At 37.5% G+C, this 24,254-nt stretch carries 24 protein-coding genes; all 24 read left to right on the top strand.

All coding sequences use genetic code 11. The annotated features are described in order from the left end of the window. Nucleotides 1-23: 23 nt before the first annotated feature. The 24 genes from fapR (at nucleotide 24) to topA (ending at nucleotide 24,240) form a co-directional block, all read left to right on the top strand. Nucleotides 24-590 carry a transcription factor FapR gene (gene fapR / locus MKX96_RS13470; RefSeq protein WP_298472327.1) on the top strand — a complete coding sequence of 189 codons (567 nt, stop codon included), beginning with the start codon at nucleotides 24-26 and terminating at the stop codon, nucleotides 588-590. Between the two features lie 14 nt (nucleotides 591-604). After that, nucleotides 605-1,600, top strand: coding sequence for a phosphate acyltransferase PlsX (gene plsX, locus MKX96_RS13465; RefSeq protein WP_340884125.1), 996 nt, complete (start codon nucleotides 605-607; stop codon nucleotides 1,598-1,600). Continuing rightward, nucleotides 1,593-2,543 (top strand): ACP S-malonyltransferase, encoded by a 951-nt coding sequence (gene fabD, locus MKX96_RS13460; RefSeq protein ID WP_169358566.1) that lies wholly within the window; start codon nucleotides 1,593-1,595, stop codon nucleotides 2,541-2,543. Before plsX ends, fabD begins: the two co-directional genes overlap by 8 nt. Then, the gene (fabG, locus tag MKX96_RS13455; RefSeq protein WP_340884122.1) at nucleotides 2,536-3,282 is read left to right on the top strand and encodes a 3-oxoacyl-[acyl-carrier-protein] reductase; all 747 of its coding nucleotides are present in this window, start codon (nucleotides 2,536-2,538) and stop codon (nucleotides 3,280-3,282) included. Before fabD ends, fabG begins: the two co-directional genes overlap by 8 nt. A 113-nt stretch (nucleotides 3,283-3,395) precedes the next feature. Beyond that, complete coding sequence (acpP, locus tag MKX96_RS13450; RefSeq protein WP_169358568.1) at nucleotides 3,396-3,632, top strand: acyl carrier protein; 237 nt, start codon at nucleotides 3,396-3,398, stop codon at nucleotides 3,630-3,632. 180 nt (nucleotides 3,633-3,812) lie between these two features. Further along, nucleotides 3,813-4,571 carry a ribonuclease III gene (rnc, locus tag MKX96_RS13445; RefSeq protein WP_169358569.1) on the top strand — a complete coding sequence of 253 codons (759 nt, stop codon included), beginning with the start codon at nucleotides 3,813-3,815 and terminating at the stop codon, nucleotides 4,569-4,571. A gap of 3 nt (nucleotides 4,572-4,574) precedes the next feature. After that, nucleotides 4,575-8,129 carry a chromosome segregation protein SMC gene (smc, locus tag MKX96_RS13440; protein ID WP_340884114.1) on the top strand — a complete coding sequence of 1,185 codons (3,555 nt, stop codon included), beginning with the start codon at nucleotides 4,575-4,577 and terminating at the stop codon, nucleotides 8,127-8,129. 15 nt (nucleotides 8,130-8,144) lie between these two features. After that, on the top strand, nucleotides 8,145-9,164 hold the full coding sequence (ftsY, locus tag MKX96_RS13435) for a signal recognition particle-docking protein FtsY (protein ID WP_340884112.1): 1,020 nt from the start codon (nucleotides 8,145-8,147) through the stop codon (nucleotides 9,162-9,164). A gap of 70 nt (nucleotides 9,165-9,234) precedes the next feature. After that, nucleotides 9,235-9,561, top strand: coding sequence for a putative DNA-binding protein (locus MKX96_RS13430; protein ID WP_169358572.1), 327 nt, complete (start codon nucleotides 9,235-9,237; stop codon nucleotides 9,559-9,561). A 13-nt stretch (nucleotides 9,562-9,574) separates the two neighbouring features. Further along, nucleotides 9,575-10,930: a signal recognition particle protein gene (gene ffh / locus MKX96_RS13425; RefSeq protein WP_340884109.1), complete on the top strand. Its 1,356-nt coding sequence runs from the start codon at nucleotides 9,575-9,577 to the stop codon at nucleotides 10,928-10,930. A gap of 102 nt (nucleotides 10,931-11,032) precedes the next feature. After that, nucleotides 11,033-11,305, top strand: coding sequence for a 30S ribosomal protein S16 (gene rpsP / locus MKX96_RS13420; protein ID WP_053590001.1), 273 nt, complete (start codon nucleotides 11,033-11,035; stop codon nucleotides 11,303-11,305). Between the two features lie 14 nt (nucleotides 11,306-11,319). After that, the gene (locus tag MKX96_RS13415) at nucleotides 11,320-11,550 is read left to right on the top strand and encodes a KH domain-containing protein (protein WP_169358574.1); all 231 of its coding nucleotides are present in this window, start codon (nucleotides 11,320-11,322) and stop codon (nucleotides 11,548-11,550) included. A 110-nt stretch (nucleotides 11,551-11,660) separates the two neighbouring features. After that, complete coding sequence (gene rimM / locus MKX96_RS13410; RefSeq protein WP_340884104.1) at nucleotides 11,661-12,176, top strand: ribosome maturation factor RimM; 516 nt, start codon at nucleotides 11,661-11,663, stop codon at nucleotides 12,174-12,176. After that, nucleotides 12,176-12,904, top strand: a complete 729-nt coding sequence (gene trmD, locus MKX96_RS13405) for a tRNA (guanosine(37)-N1)-methyltransferase TrmD (protein WP_340886047.1) — start codon at nucleotides 12,176-12,178, stop codon at nucleotides 12,902-12,904. The genes rimM and trmD overlap by 1 nt, the downstream gene beginning before the upstream one ends. A 127-nt stretch (nucleotides 12,905-13,031) precedes the next feature. After that, nucleotides 13,032-13,376 (top strand): 50S ribosomal protein L19, encoded by a 345-nt coding sequence (rplS, locus tag MKX96_RS13400; RefSeq protein ID WP_169358710.1) that lies wholly within the window; start codon nucleotides 13,032-13,034, stop codon nucleotides 13,374-13,376. Nucleotides 13,377-14,187: 811 nt separating this feature from the next. Beyond that, a complete protein-coding gene (gene lepB, locus MKX96_RS13395; protein ID WP_169358576.1) occupies nucleotides 14,188-14,748 on the top strand; it encodes a signal peptidase I in 561 nt (186 codons plus the stop codon). A 77-nt stretch (nucleotides 14,749-14,825) separates the two neighbouring features. Beyond that, nucleotides 14,826-15,680 (top strand): ribosome biogenesis GTPase YlqF, encoded by an 855-nt coding sequence (gene ylqF, locus MKX96_RS13390; RefSeq protein WP_340884101.1) that lies wholly within the window; start codon nucleotides 14,826-14,828, stop codon nucleotides 15,678-15,680. Between the two features lie 102 nt (nucleotides 15,681-15,782). Continuing rightward, nucleotides 15,783-16,562, top strand: coding sequence for a ribonuclease HII (locus MKX96_RS13385; protein ID WP_340884098.1), 780 nt, complete (start codon nucleotides 15,783-15,785; stop codon nucleotides 16,560-16,562). Beyond that, the gene (locus MKX96_RS13380; protein WP_340884097.1) at nucleotides 16,559-18,397 is read left to right on the top strand and encodes a hypothetical protein; all 1,839 of its coding nucleotides are present in this window, start codon (nucleotides 16,559-16,561) and stop codon (nucleotides 18,395-18,397) included. Before MKX96_RS13385 ends, MKX96_RS13380 begins: the two co-directional genes overlap by 4 nt. After that, nucleotides 18,394-18,675, top strand: coding sequence for an EscU/YscU/HrcU family type III secretion system export apparatus switch protein (locus MKX96_RS13375; RefSeq protein ID WP_340884093.1), 282 nt, complete (start codon nucleotides 18,394-18,396; stop codon nucleotides 18,673-18,675). The genes MKX96_RS13380 and MKX96_RS13375 overlap by 4 nt, the downstream gene beginning before the upstream one ends. 277 nt (nucleotides 18,676-18,952) lie before the next feature. Further along, complete coding sequence (gene sucC, locus MKX96_RS13370; protein ID WP_340884091.1) at nucleotides 18,953-20,113, top strand: ADP-forming succinate--CoA ligase subunit beta; 1,161 nt, start codon at nucleotides 18,953-18,955, stop codon at nucleotides 20,111-20,113. A gap of 18 nt (nucleotides 20,114-20,131) precedes the next feature. Next, nucleotides 20,132-21,034, top strand: coding sequence for a succinate--CoA ligase subunit alpha (gene sucD, locus MKX96_RS13365; RefSeq protein ID WP_340884088.1), 903 nt, complete (start codon nucleotides 20,132-20,134; stop codon nucleotides 21,032-21,034). A gap of 127 nt (nucleotides 21,035-21,161) precedes the next feature. Beyond that, nucleotides 21,162-22,040, top strand: coding sequence for a DNA-processing protein DprA (gene dprA, locus MKX96_RS13360; protein ID WP_340884086.1), 879 nt, complete (start codon nucleotides 21,162-21,164; stop codon nucleotides 22,038-22,040). 124 nt (nucleotides 22,041-22,164) lie between these two features. Next, nucleotides 22,165-24,240, top strand: coding sequence for a type I DNA topoisomerase (gene topA / locus MKX96_RS13355; protein ID WP_251552914.1), 2,076 nt, complete (start codon nucleotides 22,165-22,167; stop codon nucleotides 24,238-24,240). Nucleotides 24,241-24,254 lie beyond the last annotated feature (14 nt).

Genomic DNA, 24,254 nt, shown 5'->3' with positions numbered 1-24,254 from the left:
GTGCTAAAATGGTGGTGAATAGCTTGAAATATACTAAAAAAGAAAGACAAAGGCTTTTACTAGAAACGCTAGATAAAAACCCTTTTATAACAGATGAAAACCTGGCGGCAACTTTTCATGTAAGCGTGCAAACCATACGATTAGATCGAATGGAGCTATCCATCCCAGAATTGCGTGAGAGGATTAAATCAGTTGCAGCTCATAATTTTGAAGAAGAGGTAAAGTCTCTCCCAATTGATGAGGTTATTGGAGAAATTATAGATATAGATTTAGACAAACAGGCAATATCACTATTAGATATTAAGCAGGACCATGTGTTTGCAAGGAATGGTATTGCACGAGGACATCATCTTTTTGCACAAGCAAACTCATTGGCTGTAGCTGTTATTAATGATGAACTGGCCTTAACTAGAAAATCTAATATTACATTTGTGAAGCCTGTAAAAGTCGGTGATCGTGTTATTGCAAAAGCAGTTGTCCTATCTAATGACACTGAAAAGAAAAATACAGTTATTCAAGTTACAAGTAAGGTAGAAAATGAGACTGTTTTTGTTGGAGAATTTAATATGTATAGAGAAACTATGAAGTAAAAAGGTGTGTAAAAATGAAAATATCGATAGATGCAATGGGCGGAGACAACGCCCCTCATGAAATAGTAAAGGGAGCCTATGAGGCTCTAGAAGCTTTTGACGATTTGAATATTATCTTATATGGTGATGAAAGTAAGTTAGAATCACTTGTAACTAAGCATGACCGCTTGACCGTAGTTCATACCGATGAAGTGATTGAAGGAACTGATGAGCCTGTTAGAGCTATTCGTAGAAAGAAAAATTCCTCGATGGTTAAAATGGCTGAATCGGTGAAAAATGGCGAAGCAGATGCATGCGTTTCTGCGGGTAACACGGGGGCTCTAATGGCAGCGGGACTTTTTGTAGTTGGTAGGATAGATCAAGTAGATCGTCCAGCGCTTGCTCCCACCCTCCCAACAATAGACGGGAAAGGGTTTGTAATGCTTGACCTTGGTGCAAATTCAGATGCCAAACCGGAACATCTACAGCAATTTGCTGTAATGGGAAGTGTGTATGCAGAAAAAGTTCGTGGTATTAAAAACCCTCGAGTTGGCCTACTGAATATAGGAACCGAAGACAAAAAAGGAAATGAGCTTACAAAAGCCGCGTTTTTACTGTTGAAAGAGACACCGGTGAATTTTATAGGAAATGTTGAATCTAGAGATCTTTTAAATGGCGTAGCAGATGTAGTAGTAACAGATGGGTTTACAGGCAATATGGTATTAAAAACGATTGAAGGTACGGCCGCGGCGATGTTTACCTTGTTGAAAGAAGCTTTTAATACATCGACAAAAACAAAAATATCAGCGTTGCTAGTAAAAGATCAGTTAAAAGGTATTAAAAATAAATTGGATTACTCTGAGTACGGTGGAGCTGGTCTATTTGGATTAAAGGCTCCAGTTATTAAAGCACATGGTTCCTCTAATAGCAGAGCGGTTTTTCATGCGATAAGACAAGCACGGACAATGGTAGAAAATAATGTTTCTGAGATTATTTACACTACATTAAGAAAGGAATCTTCCGATGACTAAAATTGCTTTTATATTTCCTGGACAGGGGTCTCAATCAGTAGGGATGGGACAACAGCTAATTGAAAACAACAGTGAAAGTAAAAAGATTTATGAATCAGCAGATCAAAAATTAGGTTTTTCTTTATCAGATATTATGTTGAATGGACCAGCTGAGGAGCTGACTAAAACCTACCATGCACAGCCTGCTTTACTTACAACCAGTACAATGATTGCAAAATTATTAATCGAGGCTGGAATTACTCCAGATTATACAGCTGGGCATAGCTTGGGAGAATATTCTGCTTTAGTTGCCTCTGGGGCAATTAGTTTTGAGGATGCTGTATTATTAGTTCATAGACGTGGTCTTTTCATGAATGAAGCTGTACCGGCAGGAGAAGGAACAATGGCAGCCATCTTAGGACTAGATGCTACTTCTTTAGCTGAGGTAACTCAGAAGGTTACGCAAGCTGGTGACATTGTGCAAATTGCTAATCTTAATTGTCCTGGTCAAATTGTTATTTCTGGTACAGCAGAAGGAGTCAAAAAAGCTTCTGAACAAGCGAAAGAAGCAGGGGCTAAAAGAGCAATTCCTTTAACTGTGAGTGGTCCCTTCCATTCTGAATTAATGAGACCTGCTGCACATAAATTAGATGAGGCAATCAATTCTATTAAACTTTCAACAGCAAAACCTCCTGTAATTTCTAATGTTACGGCGCTTCCTGTAGAGGATGCGGCGGACGTGAAGTCCCTATTGGTCGAACAGTTATATTCGCCCGTTCGTTGGGAAGAATCGATTCAACAAATGCTTGATCTTGGTGTCAATGTCTTTATTGAATGTGGTCCAGGTAAGGTGCTGAGTGGCTTAGTAAAAAAAATAGATCGATCTGTTACAACTTATTGTGTATATGACGAGGCTTCCTTCCAGCAAGCCATTACGGAAATAGGAGAGGTTATCAATGGGTAAATTAGAAGGCAAATCTGCAATTATAACAGGTGCTTCTCGTGGAATCGGTAAGGATATAGCTATTTACTTAGCAAACGAGGGAGCTAAGGTAGTAGTCAATTATAGTGGCAGCAAGGAGAAAGCAGAAGCTGTTGTGGAAGAAATAAAAGCGCGCGGAGGAAGTGCCTTTGCTGCTCAAGCTAATATTGACCAGGCGGAAGACGTTCAAAGTTTAGTCAAGCAAACCTTAGAAGCTTTCGGATCTATTGATATTTTAGTTAACAACGCTGGTATCACACGTGATAATCTAATTATGCGCATGAAGGAACAGGAATGGGACGATGTATTGAATACGAACCTAAAAGGGGTATTTCTCTGCACAAAAGCTGTTACGAGACAAATGATGAAACAACGAAATGGTCGTATTATTAATATAACTTCTATTGTTGGAGTTTCTGGAAATGCTGGACAGGCTAATTATGTTGCGGCTAAGGCTGGTGTCATTGGACTAACGAAATCTTCTGCTAAAGAATTAGCGAGTCGTAATATAACTGTTAACTCGGTTGCGCCTGGATTTATAACTACTGATATGACGGATGCTCTTCCTGAAGAAGTTAAAAGTCAAATGTTGAGCCAAATTCCTTTAGCGAAGTTTGGAAATCCTGAAGATATAGCAAAAGCAGTAGCATTTTTGGCATCAGAGGATGCTAATTATATTACTGGGCAAACGCTTCATGTTAATGGCGGTATGTATATGTAATGCCCATCTGTAACTTAATAAGCACGATCTGATATAAGTATTTAGGTTTCATGTGAAATAGCCTTTCATAGACTAAAAGTTTTTTGTATAATCATTGAGGGGAGGTGACAAATTTGTCAACAGTTTTAGAACGTGTAACTAAAGTAATCGTTGATCGTCTAGGTGTAGACGAGAGCGAAGTAAAATTAGAAGCATCTTTCCGTGATGATTTAGGTGCTGACTCACTAGATGTAGTGGAGTTAGTTATGGAGCTTGAAGATGAGTTCGATATGGAAATTTCGGATGAGGATGCGGAGAATATTTCTACTGTGGGTAACGCAGTTAGCTATATTGAAAGCAAGCAAGGCTAATATTAAATAGTCACCTTTATATATATACTCTTTATATAAAGGTGAATTAAGTTAAATAGCAACAGAGACGTTTTTACTATTCGTATGAATAATTAAAAGCGTCTCTATTTCTTTTTGCACATTGCTATAGAAACAGGTAAACTTAAACAGATAGATGTTAAGTAAGAAAGGCAGATCAGGATGAAAGTAAATAGAAAAAGCAACCACCCTAAAAAAACGGGGTTCCCAGAGAGTGTTAAACAACAGTTTCAAAAATTTCAAAGTCATTTTGAAATCGAGTTCAATAATCCAACATTATTGTATCAAGCCTTTACCCATTCATCTTATGTGAATGAGCATCGACGTAAATTTTTCACCGATAATGAGCGTTTAGAGTTTCTAGGAGATGCCGTATTAGAATTATCTGTTTCTCAATACTTATTCCAGCAATACGAGGTAATGAGTGAGGGGCAGCTTACAAAGCTTCGAGCAGCGATTGTTTGTGAGCCTTCTTTAGTTGTGTTTGCAAACGAATTAGGATTTGGTAAGTATGTGCTCCTTGGAAAAGGAGAAGAGTTAACTGGCGGACGTGAAAGACCGGCACTTTTAGCGGACGTATTCGAAGCATTTATCGGTGCATTATATTTGGATCAAGGATTAGAGGTAGTCGTTTCCTTTTTGGAAAAGATTGTCTTCCCTAAAATCGAAGTCGGTGCTTTTTCGCATGTGATGGATTATAAAAGCCAACTACAAGAAGTCATTCAACAAAAAAACAATGGTGCACTTAGCTATGAAATTGTAGAAGAAAAGGGTCCGGCACATAACCGTACCTTTGTTTCGCGTGTTATTTTAAATACAACGGAACTTGGCGTCGGAATAGGACGTTCTAAAAAAGAAGCAGAGCAACAAGCAGCTAGACTAGCGATACTCGCAATAAAGGATCAAGAACAGGGGGAATAATCGTTGTTCCTTAAGAGATTAGAAATTATAGGATTTAAATCATTTGCAGACCGAGTTGGGATAGATTTTGTCCCAGGAGTAACTGCAGTTGTAGGTCCGAACGGTAGTGGGAAGAGTAATGTTACAGATGCAATCAGATGGGTGCTAGGTGAGCAATCTGCCAAATCACTTCGTGGAACAAAGATGGAAGATGTTATCTTTGCAGGGAGCGATTCAAGAAAGGCATTAAACTTTGCAGAGGTTACCTTAATATTGGACAATTCTGATCGTCGTGTTCCATTAGATTTTACTGAAATAAGTGTTACGAGAAGGGTTTACCGATCAGGAGATAGTGAATATCTTCTAAACAAGCAAACGTGTAGATTGAAAGATATTATAGATTTATTTATGGATTCCGGTCTTGGAAAAGAAGCGTTCTCTATTATTTCACAGGGACGTGTTGATGAAATACTAAATAGCAGACCTGAAGACAGAAGAACGATATTTGAGGAGACCGCCGGCGTCCTTAAGTATAAACAACGTAAGAAAAAAGCAGAATTTAAGCTGATAGAAACGGATGATAACTTAAATCGAGTGCTTGATATTCTCCATGAACTAGATGGTCGAATGGAGCCACTCAAAATTCAATCATCTCTTGCTACAGATTATTTAGAGATGTCTACAGAACTAAAGGATATTGAAATAGCAGTTATTGCTCATGACTTGAATCTTTTTGTACAAGAAAGTACAGAGTTACATAATCAGCTTCAACAAATAGAAGAGCAAAAAACGGCGCTATTGACGAAGATAAGTAATGCAGAGTCAGATATTTTATCCATAAGAAGAACCATTAGTTCCACAGATGAAAAGCTAGACAAGGAACAGACAGAGTTACTTGAGGTAAGTTCTGAATTAGAACGTCTAGAGGGAAGAAAACTGTTGCTTGCTGAGAAAAAACAAAATGCTAGTCAGCAAATATCGCAACTAAGAAGAGCTTTGGAAGAAGAAAAGACGAGACTTCAAGTACTTGAAAAACAGCTAGAAGAAAATATTTCTTCTAGCTCTAAAAAGAAACTGTCATTAAAAGAACTTCGAGCAAAAAAATTACAAATCGATCATGTTCTTAGTAGGTCAGCTTCAGAGGTTGAAGAGGAAATCGAAACTTTGAAGGGCACTTACATTGATTTGTTAAATGAAGAAGCAACTATGAAGAATGAAATGAAGCATATGGAACAGCAGCTTCAATTTGAACTAGTGTCTTCTGAGAAAATTATTGAAGATTATCGGGAGATCAAAGACGAGTTAGAAAAGCTTACAAATCGAAAAAAAGAGATAGAAAAGCAGCTGGAAGCATGTCAGAAAGACTTAGCACAAAAGGTGCAGGACTTTAAAACAAAGCGAGAATCATCGGACCATTTAGAAGCCTCTTATGAAGAACAGCAAACGTTGCTTCAAAAAGCCTATCAAATGAAGCATCAAATGCAGGCTAGAAAGGATTCCTTACAAGAGCTTGAATCTGAGTTTTCAGGGTATTTCCAGGGAGTTAAGGAAGTATTAGTTGCTCGTGATAAAAAAGAGCTCAAAGGGATTCATGGTGCAGTTGCTGAACTAATTCAAATTCCATCTAACTATATGAATGCAATTGACACAGCTATCGGTCAGCAGTCTCAGCATATTATTACTGATACTAGTCAGGATGCACGTATGGCTATTGATTGGCTGAAAAAGAAAAGAGTTGGAAGAGCTACCTTCCTTCCACTTCAGGTTATGAAGTCGCGTAAATTGAACGAGCAGACGCTGTCTCCGATCAAGGAACATCCATCTTTTGTAAATACGGCAGACATGCTTGTGAATTACGATAGAGACTATAAAATAATCATTGAAAGTTTACTAGGTAATATTATTATTGCAACAGATTTAAAGGGCGCTAACGAAATGGCGGCACGTCTTCAATTTAGATACCGTTTCGTAACACTTGACGGTGATGTTGTAAATGCAGGAGGCTCCTTGACAGGGGGGTCTGTAAAACAACAGTCATCTGTCTTTACACGAAAAGCTGAGTTAGAGCAATTAAATGATAAGCTTGTAGAGCTAGAACAATCCGTACATCAAGCAGAAAAATCAGTTGCTCATAAAAAACAGCAAGTTCAACAGATTAAAATTGCATTAGAGGAAGCGCGTCTCTCTGGGGAAGCTTTGCGAGAAGAAGAGCATAAACTATTGTCAGAAGACAGAGAATGTGGAGCTATAATTTCTCGTTTAACCAATCGCTTGCTTGAATTTGATGAGGTTCAAACTGAAAAGAATAACCTGCATGAGAATCTAGTTCGCAAAAAAGAACAAACAGCTAAGCGTAGTTCGGAGATAAATGAATCGTTAGCTTCCATTCAAAAAACTATTGATCAACTGCAACTGTTAAAACAGCAGTCTATGCAAGAAAAAGATAAAGTACAAAATGAACTTGGCGAACTGTTGTCCTCTATTGCTGTAGTAAATGAGCAAGTGACGCAACAAGAGAAAGAAAAGAAACAGCTGGAACAGGATATTCAATATTGTGTTCAAAAAGTTGGTACTTTAGAAAAAGAAATCAGCTGGTTTGAGAATGATGACCAAACAGGTCCATCTCCAGAACAAATTGACCAAATGATTGCCACTAACAAACAGAAAAAAGATTATTTACAGGGGCAAATAACGACGGACAAAGAGAGAAGAATTGGACTTTCTCAAAGAGTTAACGAATCTGAAGGCCAATTAAAGATGCTACAGCAACATTTAAGTATCTTTTCTAACGACGAGCGTGCATTAGAACTAAGGTTGAGCAAGCTGGAGGTGGAAACTAATTCACTTCAAACACATCTAGAAGAGACGTATGAAATGTCCCTGGATGAAGCAAAGCGAGACTATCCTTTTGACATGGATGAGGAGCTTGCTCGCAAAAAAGTAAAACTATTAAAACGTTCTATAGAAGAGCTGGGACCTATTAACTTAGGGTCTATACAGGAATACGAGCAAGTCAGCGAACGTCACTCGTTCTTAACAGAACAAAGAGAGGATTTGCTTTCTGCTCAAGATACATTGCATGAGGTTATTAAAGAGATGGACGAAGAAATGACTATACGCTTTGAATCTACGTTTAATGACATTCAAAGAAACTTTAAGGTAGTGTTTAGACAGTTATTTGGTGGCGGACAGGCAGACTTAATTTTAACTGATCCTACCTCCATGTTGGATACGGGGATAGACATAGTGGCACAGCCTCCAGGCAAAAAGCTACAGAATCTTTCTTTATTGTCGGGTGGAGAACGAGCGTTAACCGCTATTGCCTTGTTGTTTTCAATTCTTCATACTCGTCCGGTACCTTTCTGTATCCTGGATGAAGTGGAAGCTGCTTTAGACGAGGCAAACGTAACGCGTTATAGCGACTATTTAAAGAAATTTAGTCATGATACGCAGTTTATCGTCATTACACACCGTAAGGGTACGATGGAGGGGGCAGATGTACTGTATGGTATCACTATGCAGGAATCTGGGATTTCCAAGCTTGTATCTGTAAAATTAGAAGAAGAATTAGTCACTTAAATAGGAGGTTCTACTGTGAGCTTTTTTAAAAAAATGAAAGAAAAAATGTTGGGCTCTACACCAGAGGCTGAAGAAACAGTTTCGATTACCAATAAATTTAAAGAAGGACTATCGAAAACTCGAAATCAATTTACTTCTAAAGTAAATGATTTAGTTGCAAAATATCGTAAGGTAGATGAGGATTTCTTTGAGGAGCTTGAAGAAATTTTGCTTCAAGCAGATGTTGGATTTGAAACCGTAGTGGAGTTAATGGACAAATTGCGTTTTGAGGTTCAGCGTAAAAATATTAAAGATACTGCCGGAATTCAATCTGTTATTTCTGAAAAACTTGTTGAGATCTATGAGGCTGGTGATGAGGATTTAACAGAGCTTCACATCGAAGAAGAAGGACTAACAGTTATCTTATTTGTCGGTGTTAATGGAGTTGGTAAAACAACTACTATCGGTAAACTTGCTCATCGTTTAAATGGAGAAGGAAAAAAAGTAATGCTTGCTGCTGGGGACACTTTCCGTGCAGGTGCTATTGATCAACTTCAAGTGTGGGGCGATCGTGTAGGTGCAGAGGTTATAAAACAGGCAGAGGGTTCGGATCCGGCTGCTGTTATGTATGATGCTATTCGTGCTGCCAAGAACAGAAAAGCTGATGTGCTTATTTGTGATACAGCGGGTCGTTTGCAAAATAAAGTAAACCTGATGAATGAGTTGGAAAAAATTCACCGAGTTATTACTAGAGAAGTGCCTAATGCTCCGCATGAAGTATTGTTAGCATTAGATGCCACTACAGGACAAAATGCGCTTGTTCAGGCACAGACTTTTAAAGAAGTGACCAATGTTACTGGAATTGTGTTAACAAAGCTTGACGGTACTGCAAAAGGCGGTATAGTACTTGCTATCCGAAATAAGCTGCATATACCAGTTAAATTTGTTGGTCTCGGAGAGCAAATGGATGACCTACAGCCATTTGATGCAGAAAAATATGTATATGGATTATTTGCTGAAGGGTTAGAACTAGAAGAAACATTAGAAGACAAGTAATTTTACTTGACAGTTAAAGCTAGTCTTTATAAACTATTAGATGAACCATTCATGGTAAGGAGAGATGGGAATGATTGAAAAAACGACTCGTATGAATTTTCTCTTCGATTTTTACCAAGCTTTATTGACAGATAAACAACGAAGCTATATGCAGCTTTATTATTTAGATGATTTATCACTCGGCGAAATTGCAGAGGAATATAATATATCCAGACAGGCTGTTTATGACAATATACGTCGCACTGAAATGATGCTGGAAGAGTATGAAGAAAAGTTAAATCTTTTTTCCAAATTCGAAAAAAGACAAGAAACGACTAAACAGCTTATGCAAATAGCAAATGAACAATCATCAGAAGAACTGACTCAACTCATTGAGCAATTAAAAGAATGGGATTAGGAGGCGAGCTTGCATGGCATTTGAAGGTTTAGCTGAGCGTCTCCAAGGGACGATTCAGAAAATCAAAGGTAAAGGCAAAATTTCTGAGGCTGATGTTAAAGAAATGATGCGTGAAGTTCGTTATGCACTACTGGAAGCGGACGTTAACTTAAAAGTGGTAAAAGAATTTGTTAAAAACGTCTCTGAACGGGCTGTAGGGCAAGAAGTGATGAAAAGCTTAACTCCAGGTCAACAGGTCATTAAAATCGTAAAAGATGAATTGACGCAGCTAATGGGAGGCGAGCAGAGCCAGATAGCTTTCTCTTCAAGACCACCTACTGTTATTATGATGGTCGGATTACAGGGTGCTGGTAAAACCACCACTACTGGTAAACTTGCAAATGTACTTCGAAAAAAGTATAACAAGAAGCCTTTGTTAATTGCTGCGGATATTTATCGTCCAGCAGCAGTGAAGCAGCTTGAAACGATTGGAAAACAACTCTCCTTACCAGTATTCCAAAAGGGTACGGACATTTCTCCTGTGGAAATAGTGAAGCAGGGTCTTGAGCATGCAAAGGAAGAACATTATGATGTAGTGATTGTCGATACAGCTGGTCGTTTACACATTGATGAAACTTTGATGCAAGAGCTTAAAGATATTCGTGCATTAAAAGAGCCGGACGAAGTGTTCTTGGTTGTAGATGCAATGACAGGGCAGGATGCGGTCAATGTAGCTAACAATTTTAATGACTCTATTGGTATAACAGGGGTCGTACTTACGAAATTAGATGGTGATACACGCGGTGGGGCAGCCCTTTCAATCCGTTCCATTACTCAAAAACCTATTAAATTTGTAGGTATGGGTGAAAAAATGGATGCTTTAGAGACTTTCCATCCAGAACGCATGGCATCCCGAATTTTAGGCATGGGAGACATGATGTCCTTAATCGAAAAGGCTCAAGCTAATGTTGACGAAGAAAAAGCGAAGGAACTGGAAGAAAAGTTCCGTACGCAATCTTTTACGTTCGATGATTTCCTGGAGCAGTTAAGCCAAGTGAAGCAAATGGGACCTCTTGACGAGATTTTAAAAATGCTTCCAGGAGCAAATAAAATTAAGGGATTAGAAAATGCGAAAGTTGATGAGAAGCAAATGGATCGTGTCGAAGCCATTATTTATTCAATGACTACGCAGGAGAAAACTAACCCTGAAATTATTAACGGAGCTCGAAAAAAGAGAATTGCTAAAGGGTCAGGAACATCTATTCAAGACATTAATAGACTTCTAAAGCAATTTGAAGAGATGAAAAAGATGATGAAGCAAATGACAAATATGCAACAAAAAGGAAAGAAAAAGATGAAAATGCCAGGATTTGATTCTCTTTTTAAGTAATTTTCCTTAAAAAAATAAGGTGTTAAGAAAAAACACTTTACAAACATTTAAAACCTTGATAATATACTATCTTGTGTGAAACTATTCGGAGGTGCAATAAAAATGGCAGTTAAAATTCGTTTAAAACGTATGGGAGCTAAAAAATCTCCTTTCTATCGTATTGTAGTAGCAGACTCTCGCTCACCACGTGACGGTCGTCAAATTGAAACAGTAGGTACTTACAACCCACTTACTAAACCAGCAGAAGTTAAAATTAACGAAGAATTAGCGTTAAAATGGCTTCAAGATGGTGCGAAACCATCTGACACAGTACGTAACTTGTTCTCTGAACAAGGAATCATGGAAAAATTCCATAACGCAAAACTCGGCAAATAATCGGAGGGGACATTGTGAAGCAGCTGATCGAAGCAATCGTTAAACCATTAGTTGATTATCCAGACAAAGTTCAGGTGGTAAAGGACGAAAGTGCAAACCGTATAGTTTACAAACTTTCTGTTCATCCTGAAGATATGGGAAAAGTAATTGGCAAACAAGGCCGAGTAGCTAAATCTATTCGTACAATTGTTTACTCAGCAGCAGGCAGTCACCAAAAGAAAACATATGTCGATATATTAGATTAACTTCACTTGTGAAGCTAATACCTCAGGGAAGAAATTCTAAAGAGGTAAATGTAATATGAGAAGAGGGAGAACACTTTGTTCTTCCTTTTTTGATAGGAGGAATTTATTCAATGGAATGGTACAATGTTGGAAAAATCGTCAATACCCACGGAATTTGGGGAGAGGTTCGTGTCATTTCTACTACGGACTTTCCAGATGAGCGTTATCAGGTAGGAAATGAGCTTGGTCTTTTTAAAAAAGATGGATCTAAACCAATCATCGTTAAAATTACAAGCTACCGTAAGCATAAAAATTTTGATTTGTTAACTTTTGACGGTTATACCTTACTGAAAGATGTAGAAGGCTTTCGTGATGCAACGTTAAAAGTATCTGAGAAGTATCTAACAGAGTTAGAAGAAAATGAATACTACTATCATGAAATTATTGGCTGTACAATTGTTTCTACCGAGGGTGAGACAATTGGAACCGTTACTGAAATACTTCAAACTGGAGCAAATGACGTATGGACTGTGCAGCCGGACAAAGGGAAGACACACTATATTCCATATATTGAGGATGTAGTGAAAAAAATAGATGTGGATAAAAAAGAAATCACGATTGAGGTACTGGAAGGTTTATTGTCATGATGAAAATTCATATTCTTTCGCTTTTTCCAGAGATGTTCACGGGAGTGTTCAACTCATCTATTTTGAAAAAAGCGCAGGATAAAAATGAGGTATCGATTGATGTAGTAAACTTCCGAGACTATTCTGGTAACAAGCATCATCAGGTTGATGATTATCCCTATGGTGGTGGGGCAGGGATGGTATTAAAGCCAGAACCTATTTTTAACGCCATTGAGGCTCTTCCTCCAAGCTCTAGTGGGAACAGACGGATTATATTGCTCTGCCCCCAAGGAGAACGCTTTAATCAGCAAAAAGCAGAGGAATTAGCGAAGGAAGAGGAGCTTGTTTTTATATGTGGTCATTACGAGGGCTACGATGAGCGAATTAGGGAGCATTTAGTTACAGACGAGATTTCAATTGGAGATTTTGTTTTAACCGGTGGAGAATTAGCTGCTATGACTGTAGTAGATAGTGTTGTGAGATTACTCCCCAATGTTCTTGGCAAGGCTGCTTCCCATGAGCAAGATTCTTTTTCTACGGGCTTGCTAGAGCATCCACATTATACTCGACCAGTAGAATATCGCGGCTACAAGGTTCCAGATGTATTGCTGTCTGGAAACCATGCAGCTATCGATCAATGGAGAAGAGAGCAGTCTTTAAAACGAACGTTAGAAAGAAGGAAAGACCTTCTAGAAAATGCAGAACTAACAGATGTTGAAAAAAGAATGCTTCAATTAAAAGAGTTATAATTTATAATTGCATATAGCCAGTCAATATGATATATTTTACTATGTACTTTTATGTGAAGTACTGATTTTGGGTGTTCCGCTGCAACAGCTATGTGTGTAAGAGCATTCTATATAAGGAGAGAAAATGATGCAAAACATTATTTCAGAAATCACAAAAGATCAATTACGTACAGATCTTCCTACATTCCGCCCAGGTGACACAGTTCGTGTACACGTTAAGGTTGTTGAGGGAACTCGCGAACGTATCCAAATGTACGAAGGTGTTGTAATTAAACGTCGTGGAGGCGGAATTAGCGAAACTTTTACAGTTCGTAAAATCTCTTCCGGTGTTGGTGTAGAACGTACTTTCCCAGTACACACACCAAAAATTGCTAACCTAGAAGTTATTCGTCGTGGTAAAGTTCGTCGTGCTAAATTGTACTACCTACGTGAACTACGCGGTAAAGCTGCTCGTATTAAAGAGCGTCGCTAATAGTGTAAGTAAGGCAAAATTGCCTGATGTGAATGTTGCAGGAAAAAGTGATCTCACTTTTGCTGCAACATTTTTTTCTTTGTGGATAATTATTGCATTTAAGAGAAGTATATAGATTATCTATTTTTTTAAGTGGTAATCGTCATTGTTAGCAAAGTGGGGGAAGACTAATCGTAGCCCTTACAGAACGCATCGGCCAAGAGTAGAAATTAAATACATATACTAATTGGGAAGCGTATAGAAAGTTATCTTTGAGATTGATTGTGATTTTTATAAAAGGGATTAAGAAAACATCTCCAACGATCATTTTATTTAGCTTTGTTAAAGTTATTGGTTGATTTTGACTAACAATTCTTTTTTATAGTGACTGTAAACATTAAAAAAGGAACTTTCAAAATGGCTATTAAGAACATAAATAGATTGTGAAATTGGGGTTGGTGACAGTTTTTAGCTTTGTTTATGCGAGTAAATTTTTTTAATGCTTTATAGATGCTAAAGCTGTTCCATTTATTGATTGGAGCGGCCAGACGGCGACTCCTACGGGATGAGTGAGACAGATAAGTCGTCACAACCACGCGCGTTAGCGATGGGTGATGGCTTATCGCTCACCCCGAGGAAAGCGTCCGGTTGGGGCGAAAAATCAATTTTACTCTCTGATCTAAGATTTCATTGCATCAAAAATCACCCCTACCCTTTAACATAGCCTTTTATTTTAGATATTTTCTCTATATATACTGAATTTAGACGATTTTATTTTGCCACTCTTACATTTTCCTTGTACAATATAAGAGTATATAAAGGGGGCAAGTGAATGGGACAAGCACAAAAAGAAAAGAATGAGTTATGGGAATGGTCGAAAGCTTTATTAATAGCTTTTGGACTTGCAGCATTAATTCGACTCTTTTTATTTACCCCTATAATTGTGGACGGAGAATCTATGATGCCGACCTTAGAAAATGGGGATAGTATGTTAGTGAATAAAATTGGTTACGTGGTCGGTGAACCAAAACGATTTGATATCGTAGTTTTTCATGCTCCTGAGCAGAAAAACTATATAAAACGTGTAATAGGGCTTCCTGGCGATCATGTCGAGTATAAAAACGACCAGCTCTACATTAACGGAAAAGAAGTTGCTGAGCCTTATTTAGAACAAAAAAAGAGCGAGTTAACAGAAGGAACATTAACTGGGGACTTTACGCTTGAAAGTATCACTGGAGACAAAAAAATCCCAGAAGGATATGTTTTCGTTATGGGAGACAACCGCTTATACAGTAAAGACAGCCGAATGATCGGTTTAATTGAAATCGATGAAATTATAGGGAAAACAAATTTAGTATTTTGGCCAATTGGTGAGGCTGGTTTTGTAAAATAACCAAAGTAGTGCGTAAGAAGGTGATTCTTCTTCCCGGCTATTAGAAAATAGCTAGTGCTTTAAGAAGGAGGTGCAATATGACAATACAATGGTTTCCGGGTCATATGGCCAAAGCAAGAAGAGAAGTTACCGAGAATCTAAAGCTTGTAGACATTATTTTTGAACTGATAGATGCACGTTTACCATTGTCTTCAAGAAATCCTATGTTAGATGAGGTAGTCCATCAAAAAACGAGGCTACTTATTCTAAACAAAGTGGATATGGCTGATGATATTCAAACCAAAAAATGGATAGCTTATTTCGAGTCAAAAGGGCACCCTACTGTTGCGATTAACTCTTTGGAAGGGAAAGGACTCCAAGCGGTTTTTAAAGCCTCTAAAGAGCTTTTAAAGCCTAAATGGGACCGTATGAAAGAACGCGGGATTAAACCTAGACCAATTAGAGCAATGATTGTAGGAATTCCGAATGTTGGAAAATCTACTTTAATTAATCGCTTTGCCAAAAAGAATATTGCTAAAACTGGAAACACGCCAGGGGTAACCAAAAGACAGCAATGGATTAAAGTAGAAAAAGAAATAGAGCTATTAGATACACCAGGTATTTTATGGCCAAAATTTGAAGACCAATTAATAGGCTATAAGCTTGCTTTAACTGGTGCTATTAAGGATACTGTTACTAATATGGAAGACTTAGCGGTATATGGTCTACGTTTTTTAGAAGAACATTATCCAAAGAGGATGGAAGAACGATACAATATTAAAGAAGTTAGTGAGGATTTAGTAGACACTTTTGATCATATTGGTAAACTTAGAAGATGTTTTGCATCTGGCGGTGAAATTGACTATGATCAAGTGGCTGAGCTAATTGTTCGTGATATTAGAAATCAGCAATTAGGTAAGCTGACCTTCGATTTTGTAGATGAATATGAGTGAAAAAATTCTACCCTTTTTACCTTCTGGTAAAGAGGGTTTTCTCGATTTATAATATTTTTAACCGATACATACATAAAGCAAAAGAAAGCTGAAGTGATTATATTGTTACGTTTACAAGAAATAAAAGAAAAATTAATAGTTGCAGATGGCACAGAAGACTGGTTTAAAGAACTTGAAGAAGATCAACGGGCTGGAGCAAAGAAATTATTGGAAAGCTGGAAGAGAAAACAACAAGTCCAAAAACTAGAAAAAGAAGCTCATATTGAGAAGGTAATGTTTGATAAAAGTTTTGATGTTAATCGAAGTGGACTAATAGCGGGCGTAGATGAGGCCGGAAGGGGACCGCTAGCAGGTCCAGTTGTGACTGCCGCGGTTATTTTAAGAGAAGATACAAGTAACTTAATAGGATTAAATGACTCTAAACAAATATCCAGAGCAAAAAGAAATGAATTAGCTTTGAAAATAAAAGAGAATGCTATTAGTTACTTCATACATTTTCAATCAGTTGAAAAAATTGATACGCTAAATATATATGAAGCAACAAAACAATCGATGTCAGAAGCTGTGCTTAGCTTAAAAATCCAACCGAGTGTTGTATTGGTAGATGCTATGAAACTACCAATACATATAGAAAATCACTCCCTTATTAAAGGAGACGCTAAAAGTTTAGCAATTGCAGCTGCTTCTATTTTGGCAAAAACAGCAAGAGATGAATATATGGATAAACTTCACGAGGAGTATCCTGTCTATCTTTTCAATAAACACGCAGGCTATGGTACAAAGGAACATATAGCAATGATTATGCAGCATGGTCCAAGTGAGCATCATCGAAAAACTTTTGAACCGATTAAATCTATATTAAAAAGCGAGGTGAAAGTATGAGTGGACCTTCTTTTTCGTCCATCCAATCCAACGCACCAAATGTTATTTCATCGAAGGTATCAGCACCTATGAAAGAAGGACAAGTCATACATGGAACAATTAAAAACCTATTCCCAAATCAAACGGCCGAAGTTCAAATAGGGAACCAAAAGATAATCGCAAAACTTGAAACCCCTTTAAAAACTGGGGATGCTCATTTCTTTCAAGTAACAAAGGCAGCACCAGAAATTCAGCTCAAAGTTGTGACTGGTCCCTTAAGTGGAGGAAATTCACTTGCACATCAGTCTCAGCAATTGCTCCAGGCGATGAATTTAAGTAAATCAAGTGAGATGCAGGCAATCATTCAATTTTTTATAAAAGAACAATTACCTATCTCTAAGGAAATACTTATACAGGCTGAACAGCTTATTAAGAATTTACCTCCTAATGCCACTTTAAAAGGAGGACTAGAAGCAATTCAAAAAATGATAGAGTTAAAAATTCCAATGACGTCTAAAATGTTTGATACTTTATTGAGTGGTAAAACTACTACTGGTTTTCCTTCACTAATAACTAATTTGAAAACTGCATTACAGCAGGAACGACAACTTTCTCCATCACAAAAAGAAGCAATTGTCCAAAACCTACAGAAGATAGGAGAACCTTTTCATCTTCCTGTAGCGGGTGCTCTATTAGGTAAACAACTACAAACTCTTCTAAATACACAGCTTCCATCTGCTATTCGTTTACCTATATTACAACAGCTTATAACCGCTTCTATCTTACCTACTGAGGCGACATTGAATAATCCGGTGCCAATTTCAAATAACCCAGCATTAAAACAAACGGCAGGAGAAATCATTAGCAAATTAATGCAGCCAAATATAGAAAATAAACTGGTTGTTGAGCAGTTGCGAAGCTGGATTCAAAACCAGCCTTTACTTTCATCATCTCAAAAGGAACAAGTTTTAATGAATATTAAAGATGGAGAAGCAAAACCTAATATAGTAGCTCATTCTTTAGTTAAAGCTTTTTCTGAGCAAAGCCAACAGGCAGTTTTTAAAGTAGATGCAAATGGTTTTACCCCAAAAGACCATTTAGTTTCATTACTGGGAAAAGGAATGACTATGAATTCTATTAATCAAGCTTTAGAGCAAGTAACCAATCTTAGTAAGGACTCATCCCTAATGCAATATAGAAACCAAGCAGAGCAAACAGTACTAAGTCAACTAGATGGTAAAGCCTTTGAAATGGCAATGAAAGAAACTCTAAAAATGCTTGGATTTAGTTATGAGGGAAGTTTAGCGAGTGGGAAAGACGAAGTGCGCCAACTGGCAAGCCAGCTAAAACCGCAACTTGTAGAGTTACTACAAATGCCTAATATATCGGCTATTGTCAGAGATGGAGCCGAATCGATTATTAGTCGGATGAATGGTTTGCAGCTCCTTTCGGGAGAAAATGGTCCCCAACATCAATTATTAATGCAAGTTCCTTTAGAATTTTTAGGTAAACGAATGGATGCAACCCTTGAATGGAATGGGAGAATGAAAGAAGATGGGAAAATAGATTCGGATTTTGCCCGAATAATTTTTTATCTTCAACTAGATTCCCTTAGGGAAACAGTAATAGACATGCAAGTTCAAAATAAAATTGTAACAATTAATCTCTTCAATGATGATCAGACAATTGAAACGATAGCGAATAAGTTTAAAGCTACATTAAAAGATGGACTGGCTACCGCTGGTTATCAATTATCTGGAATTTTTATAAAAACCTTTGCACAACAAAAAATGTCGAGCTTATGGCCAAATAACTCTTCTTCTTCCAAAGAGCAAGGAGTGGATATTAGGATATGACAGAGGGAAAATATAAAAGGAAAGAAGCTATCGCCTTAACATATAAACCAGGTCAATCGGATGCTCCTACTGTAGTAGCTAAGGGGAAAGGGAAAATAGCAGAAAATATATTAGAAAAGGCATTGGAACATTCTGTACCGATACAAGAGGATGCTAGCCTAGTAGAACTGCTAGGAAAGCTAGATATTAACCAATCCATACCCGAAGAACTTTATCAGGCGGTTGCAGAGGTTTTTGCGTTTGTGTATAGGGTAGATAAAGAAAGAGGAGAGAAGTAATATTTTGTCCTTTTTATCACAGAATAGATTATGCAAGAGAAAGTTCTATAAAAGATTTAGAAGCTACGGATAGAAAATCATCTTTTTTGTAAATCGGTGTTGTACAAGCTTATTTTGAACACATATTTTAGTTAAATAGGAAGTATATTGTCGATTTCTAAAGATTGAATATTCTATGTTTTTTGTAGTTATAATACTTTTATGGACAATTTGTGACAGCTTTATTACAATGATAGAGGTAGCAAATAGTGACATAAGTTTGAGGGAGGATGTATAAATGAATATCCATGAATATCAAGGTAAACAGCTCCTTAGACAATATGGCGTAGCAGTTTCTAACGGAATCGTTGCTTTTTCACCAGAAGAAGCAGTGAAGGCCGCTAAGGAATTAGGTTCTGACGTTATTGTTGTTAAAGCCCAAATTCACGCAGGTGGACGCGGTAAAGCTGGTGGGGTTAAAATTGCAAAGAATTTAGACGAAGTACGTGAATATGCAAAAGAGCTTTTAGGTAAGGTTTTAGTAACTCACCAAACAGGACCAGAAGGTAAAGAGATCAAGCGTCTACTTATCGAAGAAGGTAGTAAAATTAAAAAAGAATATTATGTAGGTTTAGTATTAGATCGCTCGACTTCTCGTGTAACATTAATGGGCTCTGAAGAGGGCGGAATGGATATCGAGGAAGTAGCGGCAAATTCTCCGGAAAAATTATTCTATGAAGAAATCGATCCTGTAGTAGGATTAACTGGATTCCAAGCTCGTAGAATGGCATTCAATATGAATATTCCAGCGAAACTTGTAAATAAAGCAGCTAAATTTATGCTTGGTCTTTACCAAGTTTACAATGAAAAAGATGCTTCTATCGTTGAAATCAATCCATTAGTTGTAACTGAAGATGACAATGTATTAGCATTAGACGCTAAGTTTAACTTTGATAGTAATGCTTTATACAAACACAAGGATATCTTAGAGTTACGTGACTATGATGAAGAAGATGCGAAGGAAATCGAAGCATCTAAATATGACTTAAGTTATATTTCATTAGATGGAAACATCGGATGTATGGTTAATGGAGCAGGTCTAGCTATGGCAACAATGGATACAATTAGCTACTACGGCGGCTCACCCGCTAACTTCCTGGACGTTGGGGGCGGTGCTACAGCTGAAAAGGTTACAGAAGCATTCAAAATTATCTTAGCTGACAAAAATGTAAAAGGTATTTTTGTTAATATCTTTGGCGGTATCATGAAATGTGACGTAATTGCAGAAGGTGTTATCATTGCTGCAAAAGAAGTTGGACTTCAAGTGCCATTAGTTGTTCGCTTAGAGGGTACAAACGTAGACTTAGGTAAAAAATTATTAAATGAATCAGGCATCAATATTGTTGCAGCAGATTCAATGGCAGACGGTGCTCAAAAAATCGTTAATCTTGTAGGATAAGAAAGGCAGGGACATAAAATGAGCGTATATATTAATAAAGATACTAAAGTAATTGTTCAAGGAATTACGGGCTCAACTGCTCTTTTCCATACAAAACAAATGCTAGAATACGGTACTAAAATCGTTGCTGGGGTTACTCCTGGTAAGGGTGGAACAGAAGTAGAAGGCGTACCTGTATTCAATACAGTAGCTGATGCTGTAAAAGCTACGGGAGCTAATGTTTCTGTAATCTACGTACCTGCTCCATTTGCTGCTGATGCAATTATGGAAGCTGTTGACGCTGAGCTAGATATGGCTATTTGTATTACTGAGCATATTCCTGTATTGGATATGGTAAAAGTTAAGCGCTATATGGAAGGCAAGAAAACACGTTTAGTGGGACCTAACTGCCCAGGTGTTATTACAGCTGATGAGTGTAAAATTGGAATCATGCCTGGATATATCCATACAAAAGGACATGTAGGCGTAGTTTCACGTTCTGGTACGTTAACATATGAGGCGGTTCATCAATTGACTCAAGCAGGCATCGGTCAAACGACTGCTGTAGGTATTGGTGGGGACCCTGTAAATGGTACAAACTTTATCGACGTCTTAAAAGAATTTAACGAAGATGAAGATACTTATGCTGTAGTAATGATCGGAGAAATCGGTGGTACTGCTGAAGAAGAAGCTGCTGAATGGATCAAAGCTAACATGAAGAAACCAGTAGTAGGATTTATCGGTGGTCAAACTGCACCTCCTGGAAAACGTATGGGTCATGCTGGAGCAATTATCTCTGGTGGCCAAGGTACGGCAGAAGGAAAAATTAAAGCAATGGAAGCTGCTGGTATGAAAGTAGCTGCTACTCCATCTGTAATTGGCGAAACGTTAATCGAAGCTATTAAAGAAGCAGGAATTTACGACGCTTGTAAAACACATTAATTAAAAAAGTGCGGCTCATCGAATGATGGGTCGTACTTTTTATAAACTAATCATTACCCACTTACCTGTTAGGGCATACACATGCACATACTTTTCGTATAAAAAATTTCATAAAAGGGGTTAATTGATGATAGAACAAACTTTCCAAAGAAGATTACTCGCTCTACATTATGTATTTCCTGTACCTCTCCCTAAAGTAATTCCACTTCTAAAAATAGATCCCTACCTATCCCAACTAGAAAACATCCAACCAACCCTTCTTGCTAAATTGTGTAATATTCCTATTGAAAGAGCTATTCACTTGAAAAATATGTATAAAGAGTTAGTTTATCACCCTCTACTTGAAACCTATGAGAAACATAATATTTTCCCAATCGCTTATAATGATAATTGTTACCCAGAAAGTCTTTTGAAATTATATGATCCTCCAGTGATTTTATATACTAAAGGAGATGTAAGCTTACTAGCTAACATTAAAAAGATTGCTATAATTGGTTCTAGAAAGGCAACTTCCTATTCAGAAAAAAGTATAGAAAAAATACTACCCCCTCTAATTCAACAAAATTATGTTATTGTCAGTGGGCTTGCGAGAGGTGCGGACACGCTGGCCCATAGAAAAACAATAGAAATGGGCGGAAAAACTATTGGAGTATTGGGCACAGGTTTTTCTAATATTTATCCTAAAGAAAATGAGGATTTAGCGAATTTTATGTCGAAGAGCCACCTACTAGTAACTGAATATCCTCCCTATATTACTCCAAAAAAGTGGAATTTCCCCATGAGAAACCGGATTATAAGTGGTTTGTCGTTAGGTGTCGTTATTACAGAGGCACATAAGAAGAGTGGTACAGTTTCTACAATGGAGCATGCCTTAGAAAATGGAAAAGAAATTTTTGCAGTTCCAGGATCTATTCATTCAGACCTATCTGAAGGTCCGCATCACTTGATTCTAGAAGGGGCTAAGCCTATTTGGGACGGCAATCAAATTATTGAAGAATTAATATAAAAACCCTAAATTTTAAAATTTAAAAATGAAAAGTCTTGCAATTATTAAGAAACTGTTATACATTTTGCAACAGGTATTTGTTTTGCAGATTGAAGCGAGTTACCTTCTATAAGGAGGCACATCTATGTCGGATTATTTAGTTATAGTAGAATCGCCAGCGAAGGCAAAAACGATTGAGCGATATTTAGGAAAGAAATATAAAGTAAAAGCATCGATAGGACATGTTATAGATTTACCAAAGAGTCAAATGGGTGTCGATGTAGAAAATAATTACGAGCCAAAATATATTACAATACGTGGTAAAGGGCCAGTCCTTCAGGATCTAAAAAATGCGGCCAAAAAAGCAAAGAAAGTTTATCTCGCGGCTGACCCCGACAGAGAAGGGGAAGCAATCGCCTGGCATTTAGCAAAATCTCTAAACGTAGATTTAGAGTCAGACTGTCGTGTTGTATTTAACGAAATAACAAAAGATGCTATACTAGAATCATTTAAGCATCCTAGACCGCTTGATAAGGATTTAGTAGATGCTCAACAGGCAAGACGAGTTCTAGATCGTCTAGTAGGATATAATATCAGTCCTATTCTATGGAAGAAAGTTAAAAAAGGTCTTTCAGCAGGTCGTGTACAATCCGTTGCTTTGCGACTAATAATTGATCGTGAACGAGAAATTGAAAAATTTATCCCAGAGGAATATTGGTCTATCGAGGGTAAATTTGAAAAAGGTAAAAAAGCATTCGAAGCTCTTTACTTTGGCAAAGAAAAAGAAAAAGCAAAGCTTACCAATGAAGATGAGGTTAAAGCTGTATTAAATCTCATGAAGGGCAAAAAGTTTGATGTAACTAATGTTACTAAAAAAGAAAGAAAGCGCAATCCTGCGCCTTCTTTCACTACCTCCTCACTACAGCAAGAGGCAGCTAGAAAATTAAACTTTAGAGCTAGAAAAACAATGATGCTTGCTCAACAGCTTTACGAAGGAATTGACCTTGGTAAAAAAGAAGGTACTGTTGGTCTTATAACTTATATGCGTACGGATTCTACTAGAATTTCGGATACAGCTAAAGCAGACGCTGCTGAATTTATAAAGAGTGAATATGGATCAGAGTTTCTTTCGACTAAGAAAGCGGAGAAACAAGATAAAAAAGCCCAAGATGCTCATGAAGCTGTTCGACCTACAAACATACTAAGAACACCTGATTCGTTAAAGGCAATATTATCTCGAGATCTTTTCCGTTTATATAAACTTATATGGGAAAGATTCGTTGCAAGTCAAATGGCTCCAGCAACTTTGGATACAGTTGCAGTAGATTTGAAAAATGGTGAAGTCATTTTTAGAGCTAATGGTTCTCAAGTGAAATTTGCTGGTTTTATGAAGGTCTACGTAGAAGGCTCAGACGACCAAACAGATGACAAAGATAAATTGTTGCCTGCAATGGAAGTAGGAGATAAAGTAAGCGCTACAGAGATAGAGCCTAAGCAACATTTCACACAGCCACCACCACGTTACTCAGAGGCGAGACTTGTTAAAACCTTAGAGGAACTAGGCATAGGTAGACCATCTACATATGCTCCAACTTTAGATACAATTCAAAAAAGAGGCTATGTTGCTCTAGAAACGAAGAGGTTTGTACCAACTGAGTTAGGAACAATTATCCATCAGCTTGTATCAGAATTCTTCCCTAAAATAGTAGATATTGAGTTTACTGCTCAAATGGAACGAGATTTGGATAGTGTAGAAGAAGGTCAAGTCGAGTGGAAGAAAATAATTGATGCTTTCTATGTAGAGTTTGAAAAACACTTGGAACATGCTGAAGCAGAGATGGAAAAAATCGTAATAAAAGATGAACCTACCGGTGAGGATTGTGAAGAATGCGGTTCTCCGATGGTGTACAAGCTTGGTCGCTACGGAAAATTCATGGCATGTAGTAATTTCCCAGACTGTAGAAATACAAAAGCGATTGTTAAAGAAATTGGCGTGAAATGTCCATCATGTGAGGAAGGGCAAATTGTTGAGCGTAAAAGTAAAACAAAACGCTTATTCTATGGCTGCAATCAGTATCCTACATGTGAGTTTCTTTCTTGGGATAAGCCAATTAGTAGACAGTGTCCAAAATGTAATGAAATGCTAGTAGAGAAGAAGTTGAAAAAAGGAATACAAATACAATGTGTTGCGTGTGATTATAAGGAAGATCCGCAAAGCTAGAAAGAAGGATACGA

The sequence above is a fragment of the Psychrobacillus sp. FSL W7-1493 genome (assembly GCF_038004905.1).
Classification (GTDB): domain Bacteria; phylum Bacillota; class Bacilli; order Bacillales_A; family Planococcaceae; genus Psychrobacillus.
This window is presented reverse-complemented; position numbering and strand designations above follow the sequence as displayed.